The sequence below is a fragment of the Cellulomonas hominis genome, assembly GCF_901521055.1.
GTDB classification, from domain to species: Bacteria; Actinomycetota; Actinomycetes; order Actinomycetales; family Cellulomonadaceae; genus Cellulomonas; species Cellulomonas endometrii.
On sequence record NZ_CABEGA010000001.1, the window covers coordinates 23,765 to 36,072 of the forward strand.

Here is a 12,308-nt window from a genome sequence, read left to right on the forward strand (position 1 = left end):
CACCACCGCGTTCTCCTGCGACAGACCCGGTCCCTTCACCGCCGTCGCTGCGTTGTCCTCGAGCCCCGTGATCATGACTGAGGCGCCGGCACGCGCAGTGACCGAGCGCCCTTCGGGCCCGTGGGAGCGGCCTGCCACCGCGGTGGGTGCGCCGCCAGGTAGAGCGAACGGTCCTCCAGCACCTTCTGGACCTCGTCGCGCATGCGCGTGGGGTGCGCCTGGTACCGGTCGCTGCCGGGCACCGCGCGGCTGACCCACGCGGCGACCACTCCCGCGTTCGCGAGCGAGATGACGTCAGCCGGCCACACCGGTACACCGACGTCGACCGACGGCATGCCGTTGTAGGCGTCGCGAGGATTCCGAGCGCGCCAGCACACCCACCGGGAGCCCGTGACCTCGGCCATCACGACGTCGGCGACGTAGATCGCCACCTGCTCCCAGAGGAGCAGCAGCCACCCAGGCGCCGCACGAGGTCCGTCCGGCCGGGGTCTGAACCGGGGACTCGGGGCGGGGAACCACTCGGGCCTGTAGTCCACGGCGTCATCCCGCTCTGCCTCGTCCAGCACGGCGTGGAGGTACCACTCGCCGAGGGGGACGAGGCTCTCGACCGATCGATCGAGTGACGGTCCACCGGCGGCCGTGACCCGCTGCGCGAGCTGCACTCTCCGCGTCGACGACACCGCCATGAGCGACTCGAAATGCGCGTCCGCCTCCTCCCATGAATCAGCCATGTGGAAGTACATGGTGCTCATGGTAGATGAATGACATAAGGGATGCCGAGGCTCGTCATCCGGGCCAGGAGGTCTTCGTCGGGACCCACGACACCTCGTCCATTCGCGAAGAAGTGCCATTCGATCTCGGTCAGCGGCCCGCGGCCACCAGCGAGATAGTCGGCGTCGCGGCCCACCTGGCGCCCGGCTCTCCCGGCGCCGTGAACCTTGCCGAGCTTCACCTCGTACCCGATGCGGTTCGCAAGGTCGGTGACGTCGAGGTACCGATCGATCTGCGCACCTGTCGAGCTGTGACCCGGTCGTCCAGGGAGGGCTGCGGGGGTCTCGTCGCGGAGCAGTCGTTCGGCATCGATCTCCCGTGTGAACGTCCCGGTCCCCCGCCTCACGTCGCGTGCGCCGTCCAGCATGGCGACCACATGCTTCGGGCTCATTCCCCGGCGGGCGAAAGCGAGCACGTTCTCCTCCGACAGACCCCGTCCCTTCAGGGCGGTCGCTGCGTTGTCGAACGCCTCGTCGAGCGCCTTGATCCGCAGCCCCGCGGGAATGCTGTCCGCTCTCCCGACGTACCTGAGCGCCGGCCCGACGTCGGCAAGCACCCTGTCCAGGTGCTTGACGAGCTTGGTGACGATCGACGCCGAGTCACCGACGTACGGGACGAGCGCCGCGAGGCTGAGGCCGGTCGAGACCAGGTCGCCCTTGGCCAGGCCGGCGAGCGCGTCGCGCACGTCGCCGACCCCGACGAACCCCGCCGCGACCGCGCCGGAGACGAAGGCGAGGGACGTGCTCTCGCAGAACGCCCAGAAGTCCGCGTCACCGCAGAGTGCCCCGCGGGAGAAGTCGCCCGCGTACTCCCACCACTCCATCCGGACGTCGACGACGTCCGGCGAGAAGCCCGCGTCGGCAGCGTCGATCTCCCAGTCGTCGGTGAACCCGTCCCCGTCCGTGTCGTTCGACAACGGCTCGGTCTCGTGGACCATCAGCTCGGCGTAGTCGCTCAGACCGTCGCGGTCGTAGTCCCGCTGGAACGCGCGGCTGACATTGGCGACCTCGAACCAGTCGTCGAGCCCGTCGAAGTCGGAGTCCACGCGCGTCGGGTTCGACACGGCTCGGTAGTAGGTACTCGCCCCGAACTGGCCCTGGTCGCAGAGCGCCCCCATCTCGGCACCGTCCGGCAGACCGTCACCGTCCGTGTCCGCGACCGCCGGGTCGGTGCGGTAGACCGCTCCCGTTCCCGTGCGCAGACCGGAGGACTCGGCCTGGTCCGCCAGGCCGTCACCGTCCGCGTCCGGAATCGCCTGGTCGTCGTCCAGGGCGGTCCCGACCTCGCTCGAGATGTCACCGAATGCGTCGCTGAGCGCCTCAGGCTCCAGAACCTGGTACGACTTGCCCCCCGTCGCCGAGGCGATGCCTCCCAGGAGCCCCGTGTCCGCGCTCGCGCCGAGAGCGACGGTGTAGATGAGGGTGTCCGTCTCGACGGCGCGTTCCGTGAGGGTGTCCCAGTACGGCCCCTCGCCGTCAGTGAGCATGACGATGACACGCTGATGCGCTGGGGAGCCGTTCTCGCTGAGCTCCCCGAGAGCGGCCTGCACCGCGTATCCGAGGTGGGTGCCACCCGAGTCGTCGATCGTCCCGATCGCTGCGCGGACGGCTTCACGGTCCTCGGTGAGGCCCTGGACGACCGTCGCCCAGTCGTCGAAGTCCACGACCGCCGCACGGTCACCCGCGAGCAGTGCGTCGACGTACGCGATGGCCGCGTCGCGGCGTGCCCCCTGAGGATCGTTGTCCAGCATGGAGCCCGAGGAGTCCAGGGTGAGCACCACGTCGACGTTGTCGTACTTGGCCCGCGGGGTCGGCATCTCGCTCTGCCAGATCGCCTCGAACTCCGCGACGTCGACCACCACGTAGGTCGTCGGGTGCCACGCGGTCGGCGGCTCGAGCGGCGTACACGTCTCGACGGCGGATGCGGCCCGGGCAAGGGTGGGAACCGGCCCGCCGGACCGGACGCCGACGTGGACCTGCCCGGTCTCGAGGTCCGTCCAGTGCGCGGTCGGCTCGAACGCACCGGTCGTCTCGTCCAGGCTGAGCGCCATGACGTCGTCCTCGTCCGCGACGTCCGAGGCGTCGAAGGGGATCGACAGCGTGCCCCATGCGCCGTCGGGCAGCACGAGGTCCACCGGCGAGGACAGGAGCCCCAGGCCCTGCTCCTCGAGGCGCACGTCCTCGGTGGGGGCCAGGCGGACGGGGAGAATCGCGTCGACAGCACCCGAGACCTCGACCTCGGCGCCGCTGCTCTCGAGCGCGACGGTCCGGTGGAAGACATCCCACCGGTCCTCGACTCCGTTGTCGTCGGAGTCCGTGCGGAGCGGGTCGGCGCCGACGAGCTGCTCGTCGTGGTCGCCGACCGAGTCGCCGTCGGAGTCGACGCGGAGCGGGTCGGTGCCTCCTGCGGTCTCGGCACCGTCCTCCAGCCCGTCACCATCCGTGTCCGAGCGGCCGGGATGCGTCCCCGCACGGATCTCGTCGGCGTCCGCGACACCGTCGCCGTCGGCGTCGTCGAGGCCGTCCGCCACGCCATCGTCGTCCGTGTCGGCGGTCAGCGGGTCCGTGCCGGTGAGGAACTCGTCCGCGTCAGCCAGACCGTCGCCGTCGCTGTCGGCGCCGGTGGGCGAGGTGCCGAGCGCGAGCTCCAGCGCGTCAGGTACACCGTCACCGTCGGTGTCCGCTTCGGGATCGACGGGCGTCTCGGGGGTCGGGTCCTGCTGCGTCGTCTCGCACGCGACGAACGTGTTCGTGCCCGTCGACCCGTCGCACACGTCCTGATCGGGGCCGCCGTCGAGCGCGTCGTCCCCGGCACCCCCGTCCAGCCGGTCGGCGCCGTGCCCGGCACCCAAGGCGTCGGCCCCAGGCCCGCCCAGGAGGGTGTCGGCGTCGTTGCCACCGTCCAGCGCATCAGCGCCGGCGCCCCCGTCCAGCACGTCCTGCCCTGTGGCACCGGTGAGGACGTCGTCGCCGTCGCCACCGACGACGGCATCGTGATCGTTCTCTCCCGCGAGGACGTCGTTGCCGGGACCGCCGTCGATCTCGTCGTCGCCGGTGCTCCCGAACGCCAGGTCCGCGCCGGCCTCACCGCGCAGGACGTCGTTCTCGTTGCCGCCTCGCAGGGTGTCGTCGCCGTCGCCACCGTCGAGCGTGTCGTGCCCGACGCCGCCGTCGAGCGTGTCCCGTCCCGGTCCGCCGACGAGCGCGTCGTTGTCGTTGCCGCCGTCGAGCGTGTCGTCCCCGTCACCGCCTTCGAGCCGGTCGGCACCCGTCCCTGCCACCAGGAGGTCGTTCCCCCCGAGGCCGAGGAGGACGTCATCGCCGTTGCCACCGCACAGGACGTCGTCGCCCGGGGTCCCCGTCAGCGTGTCGGGACCATCGGTCCCACGGACGGTGCACGACGGCGTCACTGCTGCCGGTGCAGCGGACGCCAGAGCCGACGGAGCGGCTGCTTGCGTCGCCGCCGCAACCGCCAGCGCGACGAGGACGCCGACCGTCCGCCCGCGACGACGGGTGATCCACCTGGTGCTCACGTGCGCTCCCCTGCTCCGACCGGTACCTGGTCGGAACCTAGGGAGGCGTCAGCGCCGCCGGGGCCGGTTCCCGCGCGGTTCACCCGGTCGGCCCCGCACGGCACCCGGGTGCGTCAGCAGCGCGTGCCCTCCTCGGGCACGGTGCCCTCGATCAGGTACGCGTCCACGGCGTCCGCGATGCACGCGTTCGAGCGCCCGTACGCCGTGTGCCCCTCCCCCTCGTACGTCAGGAGCGTCCCGGACTCCAGCGTCTTGGCAAGGCTCTCCGCCCAGGCGTAGGGCGTCGCGGGGTCGTTGGTCGTGCCGATGACGAGGATCGGGTCGGCGCCCTGCGCGGCGTAGTCGTCCAGGCCGCCGGCCTCGGGGACCGGCCACTGGGCGCAGATGACGCCGCCGTAGCTGAAGAAGTACCCGACGGTCGGGGCCGCCGCCTCGATGGCCGCGGCCTGCGCGCGCATCTCGGCGACGTCGGTGGTGCCGCGGTCGTCGGCGCAGCCGATGGACCAGAACGCCGGCGTGGAGTTGCTGGCGTAGGTGCCGTCGGCGTTCCGGTCGTAGTAGAGGTCCGCGAGCTGGAGCAGCACGGCCCCGTTGCCCTCGGTCAGCGCGGCGTCGAGCCCCATCGTGAGGTACTGCCAGGAGCCCTCGTCGTACAGGGGCAGCGCGATCCCGCTGAACGCCAGTGCTCCGGTGAGCGGGCGGTCGGTGCCGGTGGGCAGCGGCGAGCGCCGGGCGCGGTCGAGCAGGGCCTTGATCTGGGCGAGGCCGTCGTCGACGGAGCCGGTCAGCGGGCAGTCGGCGCCGGCCTGGCAGTCGGCGACGTAGGCGCGCAGCGCGGACTCGAACCCCGCGGCCTGGCCCTCGGAGAGCTCCTGCGGGCTGAGGGTCGGGTCGAGGGCGCCGTCCAGCACCAGGCGCCCGACCTGCTCCGGGAACAGGGCGGCGTAGGTCGCCCCGAGCTGGGTGCCGTAGGAGTAGCCGACGTAGCTCAGGGTCTCGTCGCCGAGCACCGCACGCAGCACGTCCATGTCCTTGGCGGCGCTGACGGTGTCGACGTGCTCCAGCACCGGACCGGAGTTCGCGAGGCACGCCGCACCGAAGGCCCCGTACGCGGCCTCGGCCTCCGCGATGCCCGCGTCGGACGAGAAGTCGAAGTCGGTGGACACGAGCTCGTCCATGGTGGGGCCGTCGACGCAGGTCACCGGGGTGGACGAGGCGACGCCGCGCGGGTCGAACCCGACGAGGTCGTACCGCTCGACGACCTCCTTGCCGAACCGCGGCAGGGCGATGCTGGACAGGGCGTCGATGCCGGAGGAGCCCGGACCGCCCGGGTTGATCAGCAGGGAGCCGATCCGGTCCCCCGTGGCGACGTGCCGGCTGACGGCGATCTCGATGGTGTCGCCGTCGGGCTCGGCGTAGTCGAGCGGGACGACGAGGGTCGCGCACTCGAGGTCCCCGCACGGCTGCCAGTCGAGCTGCTGCGCGTAGATCGCGTCGAGCCCGCGGACGTCCGCGGCGGTCGGCTCGGGCTCCTGGGTGACGGAGGTCTGCTCCTTGGGCCCGACGCAGCCGGCCAGCGCGAGCGCCACGACCGCGACGAGGGCGGCCACGCGACCGGCGAGCGCGCGCCGGCGGGGCACGGCGGGACCGGGGTCCGCGGGCAGGGGGTGAGGGGCTCTCGACGCGGGAGTCACCGAACCACGGTAACCGCCGCACGAGCCCGCCGCGGCACGGTCCACAGCCTGCGCGCGCGACGCCGCGGGAGGCGCGAGGTCAGGCCTGCGGCCGCAGCGCGATCATCATCGCCTCGACCGCCAGCAGCGGCGCGACGTTGCCCTCGAGCCGCGTGCGGGCCTCCCCGATGGCGTCCATCCGGCGCACGGTCTGCTCGGGCGTCGAGGACTCCGCGAGCGCCCTCGCCGACTCCTCGTGCTCCGCGTTGACGAGGTGCACGTCGGCACCCAGCTGCAGCACGAGGACGTCCCGGTAGTACGACAGCAGGTCGACCATCGCCCGGTCGAGGACGTCCCGCTGGGCGCGGGTGGCGCGGCGCTTCTGCTCCTCCTCCAGCTGGCGGACCTGCCCGCGCAGGGCGGGCGGGATGGTGGTGAGGCCGTCGGCGCCGAGCGAGTGCAGGAGCGCCTGCCGCTCGGCGGCGTCACGCTCCTCGGTCGCGGCCTTCGCGTCGGCCTGCGCCGTCTCGACCAGCTCCCCGGCGGCCAGCACCGCGTCGCCGACGCCGCGCACCCGCGGGGCGATCCGCAGCACCGCGGAGCGGCGGGCCCGGGCCTCCGGGTCGCGCGCCAGCCGGCGGGCGACCCCGACGTGGGACTGCGCGGCGCGGGCGGCGACCAGCGCGACCTCCGGGTCGATGCCGTCCCGGCGCACCAGCAGCTCGGCGACCGCCTCGACCGGCGGGACCCGCAGCGCGACCGACCGGCTCCGGGACCGCAGCGTGACCAGCACGTCCTGCGGGCTCGGGGCGCAGAGCAGCCACACGGTGCGCGGCGGGGGCTCCTCGATGGCCTTGAGCAGCACGTTGCCGGACGTCTCGTTGAGGCGGTCGGCGTCCTCGACCACGATGACGCGCCACCGGCCCTGCGACGGCGCCCGCTGCGCGAGCTCCACCAGCGGCCGGACGGTGTCCGCGCGGATCACGACGCCCTCGGTGTTCACGAACGTCACGTCCGGGTGCGTGCCGGCGAGCACCGTCGCGCAGCCGGGGCTCCGCGGGTCGCCGCTCGGGTCCTGCAGGGCCGCGGCGAACGCCCGCGCGGCGTTGGAGCGCCCCGAGCCCGGCGGGCCGGTGAGGAGCCACGCGTGGGTCATCTTCGACGGATCCGCCGCGGCGTCCCGCAGCACGGCGACGGCGGGCTCCTGCCCGACCACGTCGTCCCAGACGGTCGCCATCACGCGCCCCCGGCGGACGCGTCGACGCCGATGAGCGCCGCCACCCGCGCCCGCACGTCCGCGGCGATCTGCTCGACCGGGCGCGCGGCGTCGAGCACCAGCCACCGGCCCGGGTCGGCGGCGGCACGCGCCAGGAAGGCCTCGCGGGTGCGGCGGTGGAAGTCCTCGCCGGCGCTCTCCAGCCGGTCCGGCTGGTCGGGCCGGCCCTGCAGCCGGCCGAGCCCGGTGGCGGCGTCGAGGTCGAGCAGCACGGTCAGCGCCGGGAGCAGGCCGCCGGTCGCCCACAGCGACAGCCGCTCGACCTCGGCCGCCCCGAGGTCCCGGCCGGAGCCCTGGTAGGCCACGGAGGAGTCGAGGTAGCGGTCGGTGACGACCACGGCGCCGGACGCGAGCGCGGGCCGGACCAGCGACGCGACGTGGTGCGCGCGGTCCGCGGCGTAGATCAGCGCCTCGGTGCGCGGGTCGAGGTGCTCGCCGTGGAGGACCTCGCGGCGCAGCACCCGGCCCAGCTCCGTGCCGCCGGGCTCGCGCGTCAGCACGACGGTGCGCCCGAGGCCGGTGAGCCACTCGCCGAGCAGGCGGGACTGCGTCGACTTGCCGCTGCCGTCGCCGCCCTCGAACGAGACGAACAGGCCTGCGGGCACGTCGGGGGCGGCGGTCGCAGGCGGCGCGGGCGGCTCGGGCAGGGTCACGGGCGTCAGGGTATCCACGCCGGCCGACACTCTCCCCACGCGGCCACCCGGTGCGCCACACTGGACCGTGACCTCGCCGCGGGTCGAGACCGACCTCTCGCTCCCGGCCGTCCCCTGCCCGGGCGCCGACCCGGAGCTCGAGCGGTTCGGCCGGCTCGCCGCCGCGCACCTGGGCGTCCCCGTGGCGCTCGTGTCCGTCCTCACCGAGACCGAGCAGCTGATCCTCGGGGCGGTCGGCCTCCCGCCGGAGCTCGACGCGACGCGGCGGCTGCCCCTGTCCCACGCGCTGTGCCTGGACGTGGTGCGGCGCAAGGACGCGGTCGTGGTCGGCGACGCCCGCACGGACCCGTCGCTCGCCGGGCACGGCGCGGTCACGGACCTCGACGTCGTGGCGTACGCCGGCTTCCCGCTGCGGGACGACTCCGACGAGGTCGTCGGCGCGCTGTGCGCCATCGACACCGTGCCGCGGGTGTGGACGCCCGCGGACCTGGCCTACCTCGCGGACCTGGCGGCCGCGTGCAGCAGCGAGCTGCGGCTGCGCGGCGAGCGGGAGCGGGCCCGCCGCTCGCAGCGCCAGGCGACCGAGGCGCACCGGCACAGCCGCCTGCTGCTGATGATGGCCGAGGCGTTCACCGCGGCGACCACGGTGCGGGAGGTCACCCGCGCGGTCTCCCGGGTCGCCGCGATCGGGCTGGGCGCGCCGATGAGCGGGATCGCGCTGCTGGACGCCGACGGCGAGGGGCTGACGTACACGTCGATGGACGCCTTCGACGGGCACGGCGTCGAGGCGCTGCGGCACGCGCGGATCACCGACGACCGGCCCGTGTCGTACGTCGCGCGCACCCGCAACCCCGTGTACTTCCGGGACCACACCTCGATGGTCGCGCGGTTCCCGGACGTGGGACGCCCCGACGCCGACCGTGACCGCCCGCTGCCCGACGGCGGCCGCGCCGTCCTGCCGCTCGTGTCGCGCGGCCGGCTGCTGGGCGTGCTGACCCTCGGGTGGCCGGTGCCCCGGGAGTTCCGGCAGGAGAACCGCGAGATCAAGAGCGCGCTCGCCGGGTACACCGCCCAGGCCCTCGAGCGCGCCCTGCTGCTCGACCAGCGCCGGGACGTCGCGCGCACCCTCCAGGACGCCATGCTGACCGCGCTGCCGGAGCACGACCGGTTCCGGCTGGCCGCGTACTACCTGCCCTCGGCCCAGGCCGACCAGGTAGGTGGCGACTGGTACGACGGCGTCGTGCTGCCGGGCGGCGACCTGGCGGTGATGGTCGGGGACGTCACGGGGCACGACATGGACGCCGCGGCGCGGATGGGCCAGCTGCGCTCGATGCTGCGCGCGTTCGCCTGGGACCGTCCGGGCGCGGACCCCTCCTCGTGGCTCGCCCGGCTGGACCGGGCGGACGACGGGCTCGCGATCGGGACCGTCGCCAGCGCGGTGGCCGCACGGTTCTCGCCGGGCCGCCCGGGCGACCCCGCCACCCCCGCACGGGTGCGCTGGTCCGACGCCGGCCACCCCCCGCCGGTGCTGATCCGGCCGGGCGAGGGCGGCCGCGTGCTGGACCCCGGCAGCGACCTGCTGCTCGGCGTCGACCCCGACGCGCACCGCCGCGACCACACCCTCGACCTGCTGCCCGGCGACACGTTCCTGCTCTACACCGACGGGCTCGTCGAGCGGCGCGACGTGTCCCTGGACCACGCGCTGGACCGGCTCGCGCGGGAGGCCGGGCGGCTGGCCGCCAAGGAGCCGGAGCGGTTCGTGCGGGAGCTCACCGCGGCGCTGGTGGACGGGCGGCCGGCGGACGACGTCGCGGTGCTCGCGGTGCGGGTGCTGCGCCCGCTGCCCGCCTGACACGACGCGCCCGACGCCGGCCCCTCGACGCCGCCCGGCGCGTCACTCCCCGGGGTAGACGACCCCCACCTGCGCGCGGACCTCGTCCATCGTCCGCATGACCGCCAGCGTGTCCGCCCAGGTGAGGCGCGGGCTCTCGGTCGCACCCTCGGCGACCCGGCGCGCGACCTCGGCGGCCTCGTACTGCAGGCCCCGCTCGGTCGGCTGCTCGAACACCCAGGACCGCCCGTCGCGGCGCTGCACACGGAACGACGTCGGCGCGTAGAACGAGCCCTCGACGACGATGCTGCCCTCGGTGCCGGTGATCGCGGCCGTCGTCGGGGTCTTGGCCCACAGCGTCGTGGTGAGCAGCGCCTGCGCGCGGTCGCCGTAGGTCAGGACCATGCCGATCTGCCCGTCGACCCCGGTCTCGGTGAGCCGCCCGACGGCGCGCACCTCGTCCGGGACGCCCAGCAGGTCGTGCGCGAACGACACGGGGTAGACGCCGAGGTCCAGCAGCGCCCCGCCCGCGAGCGCGGGGTCGTACAGCCGGTGGGCCGGGTCGAACGGGAAGTACTGCCCGTGGTCGGCCTGCACGGTGATGATCTGACCGATCTCCCCCGAGTCGATCACCTGGTGCAGCGCGGCGACGTGCGGCAGGAACCGCGTCCACATGGCCTCCATGACGAACACCCCGGCGGCCCGTGCGGCCGCGAGGACCTCCTCGGCCTCGCCTGCGTTACGCGTGAACGCCTTCTCGACCAGCACGTGCTTGCCGGCGGCGATCGCGAGCAGGGCGTGCTCGCGGTGCTCGGAGTGCGGGGTGGCGACGTACACGACGTCGACCTGCGGGTCCTCGACCAGGTCCCGGTACCCGAGGTGCGTGGTGGGGATGCCGTGCGCGGTGGCGAACCGCTCGGCGCGGACGTGGTCCCGCGAGCCGACGGCGACGAGCTGCGCCCGGGTGCTGCTGCGGACCGCGTCGGCGAACGCGCCGGCGATGCCGCCGGCGCCCAGGATCCCCCAGCGGATCGGCGGGGCGGTGCGCGGGTCTTCGGTGAGTGCCATGCCGCCGACCCTAGTGCGGCGCCGCCCGCGGCGGGATGCCGGAGCGGGCGTTGTCACCGGGACGCCCGCCGGCGACCCCGACGAGGTGACACCCCGCCCCTGACCTGCGAGGGTCGACGGGTCGGCCGAGGTGGAGGAGACCCGATGGCGCCCTCGTGGGTGGAGCACGCGATGTGGTGGCACGTGTACCCGCTGGGGTTCACCGGCGCGGAGCGCACCGCCGACGGCCGCACCCCCGTGACGCACCGGCTGCGGCACCTGGAGCAGTGGCTGGACTACGTCGTCGACCTCGGGCTGAACGGCCTCGCCCTCGGCCCGGTGTTCGCGTCGAGCACCCACGGCTACGACACCACCGACCACCTCGCCGTGGACCCGCGGCTCGGCGACCGCGCGGACCTGGAGCACCTGATCGCCGCCGCGCACGACCGCGGCGTGCGGGTGCTGCTGGACGGGGTGTTCAACCACGTCGGCGAGCAGCACCCGCTGTTCCGTGCGGCGCTCGCCGGCGGGCCCGGCTCCCCGGAGGCCGAGCTGTTCCGGATCACCTGGGCCGACGACGGCCCGACGTGGGACTGCTTCGAGGGGCACCGCGCGCTCGTCACCCTGAACCACGACTCCCCGCGGGTGGTGGACCTGGTCGCCGGCGCGATGACCCACTGGCTCGACGCGGGCGCGGACGGCTGGCGCCTCGACGCCGCCTACGCGGTCCCGACCTCCTTCTGGGCGCAGGTCACCGCGCGCGTCCGGGAGCGGCACCCCGACGCGTACCTGATGGGCGAGGTCATCCACGGCGACTACCCGGCGTTCGTCGCGGAGTCCGGGGTCGACGCCGTGACGCAGTACGAGCTGTGGAAGGCGACGTGGAGCGCGATCCGCGACACGAACTGGCACGAGCTCGCGTGGACGCTCGGCCGGCACGACGCGTTCCTCGACGCCTTCGTGCCGTACACGTTCGTCGGGAACCACGACGTCACCCGCATCACCAGCCAGGTCGGGGACGCGACGCTGGCCGGGCACGCCCTCGTGGTGCTGGCGACGGTCGGCGGCACCCCCGCGGTCTACTACGGCGACGAGCAGGCGTACCGCGGCGTGAAGGAGGACCGCGCGGGCGGGGACGACGAGATCCGCCCGCCGTACCCCCCGACGCCGGACGCCCTGGCCGGGCCGGACGTCGCGCCCGACGGGTGGGCGACGTACCGCCGGCACGCCGAGCTCCTGGGCCTGCGCCGCCGGCACCCGTGGCTGCACACCGCCCGCACCCGGGTGGTGGAGGTGACGAACGCCCGCCTCGCGTACGAGGCGCGGCCGGCGGGGGACGACGCCGGCGCCGGGCTGCTCGTCGCGCTCAACCTCGACGCCGCCGCGTGGGGACTGACAGTGCCGGCCGGTGCCCGCACCGTCGCGCACAGCACGCCCGGTCCGCGCCCGGAGCCGCCGGACGCAGCGACGCGGGAGCACGTCGTCGACGTGCCCCCGCGCGGCTGGGTCGTGCTGGAGGTCTGAC

General features: G+C 74.4%; 8 protein-coding genes. 2 read left to right on the plus strand and 6 right to left on the minus strand.

The features are described from left to right. Positions 1–71: 71 nt before the first annotated feature. The 5 genes from KJP73_RS00105 to tmk form a co-directional block, all read right to left on the minus strand. Positions 72–752, minus strand: a complete 681-nt coding sequence (locus KJP73_RS00105; RefSeq protein WP_213280690.1) for a hypothetical protein — start codon at positions 750–752, stop codon at positions 72–74. Continuing rightward, the gene (locus tag KJP73_RS00110; RefSeq protein ID WP_213280691.1) at positions 749–4,303 is read right to left on the minus strand and encodes a VWA domain-containing protein; all 3,555 of its coding nucleotides are present in this window, start codon (positions 4,301–4,303) and stop codon (positions 749–751) included. The genes KJP73_RS00105 and KJP73_RS00110 overlap by 4 nt, the downstream gene beginning before the upstream one ends. A 113-nt stretch (positions 4,304–4,416) precedes the next feature. Then, a complete protein-coding gene (locus KJP73_RS00115) occupies positions 4,417–5,943 on the minus strand; it encodes an alpha/beta hydrolase (RefSeq protein ID WP_213280692.1) in 1,527 nt (508 codons plus the stop codon). Positions 5,944–6,076: 133 nt separating this feature from the next. Then, the gene (locus KJP73_RS00120) at positions 6,077–7,213 is read right to left on the minus strand and encodes a DNA polymerase III subunit delta' (RefSeq protein WP_213280693.1); all 1,137 of its coding nucleotides are present in this window, start codon (positions 7,211–7,213) and stop codon (positions 6,077–6,079) included. Continuing rightward, a complete protein-coding gene (gene tmk / locus KJP73_RS00125) occupies positions 7,213–7,905 on the minus strand; it encodes a dTMP kinase (protein WP_249668949.1) in 693 nt (230 codons plus the stop codon). The genes KJP73_RS00120 and tmk overlap by 1 nt, the downstream gene beginning before the upstream one ends. Before the next feature lie 67 nt (positions 7,906–7,972). Here tmk and KJP73_RS00130 point away from each other — a divergent pair, with 67 nt between their 5' ends. After that, positions 7,973–9,757 carry a SpoIIE family protein phosphatase gene (locus tag KJP73_RS00130; protein WP_213280694.1) on the plus strand — a complete coding sequence of 595 codons (1,785 nt, stop codon included), beginning with the start codon at positions 7,973–7,975 and terminating at the stop codon, positions 9,755–9,757. A 42-nt stretch (positions 9,758–9,799) separates the two neighbouring features. Here KJP73_RS00130 and KJP73_RS00135 read toward each other — a convergent pair whose 3' ends face one another. Then, on the minus strand, positions 9,800–10,804 hold the full coding sequence (locus tag KJP73_RS00135) for a Gfo/Idh/MocA family protein (protein WP_213280695.1): 1,005 nt from the start codon (positions 10,802–10,804) through the stop codon (positions 9,800–9,802). A 144-nt stretch (positions 10,805–10,948) separates the two neighbouring features. Here KJP73_RS00135 and KJP73_RS00140 point away from each other — a divergent pair, with 144 nt between their 5' ends. After that, on the plus strand, positions 10,949–12,307 hold the full coding sequence (locus KJP73_RS00140; protein ID WP_213280696.1) for an alpha-amylase family protein: 1,359 nt from the start codon (positions 10,949–10,951) through the stop codon (positions 12,305–12,307). Position 12,308 lies beyond the last annotated feature (1 nt).

Bases quoted from the DNA above. Each gene is read 5' to 3' on its own strand.
- KJP73_RS00140 (WP_213280696.1), top strand. From the start codon at position 10,949: ATGGCGCCCTCGTGGGTGGAGCACGCGATGTGGTGGCACGTGTACCCG.
- KJP73_RS00105 (WP_213280690.1), bottom strand. From the start codon at position 752: ATGAGCACCATGTACTTCCACATGGCTGATTCATGGGAGGAGGCGGAC.
- KJP73_RS00120 (WP_213280693.1), bottom strand. From the start codon at position 7,213: ATGGCGACCGTCTGGGACGACGTGGTCGGGCAGGAGCCCGCCGTCGCC.
- KJP73_RS00135 (WP_213280695.1), bottom strand. From the start codon at position 10,804: ATGGCACTCACCGAAGACCCGCGCACCGCCCCGCCGATCCGCTGGGGG.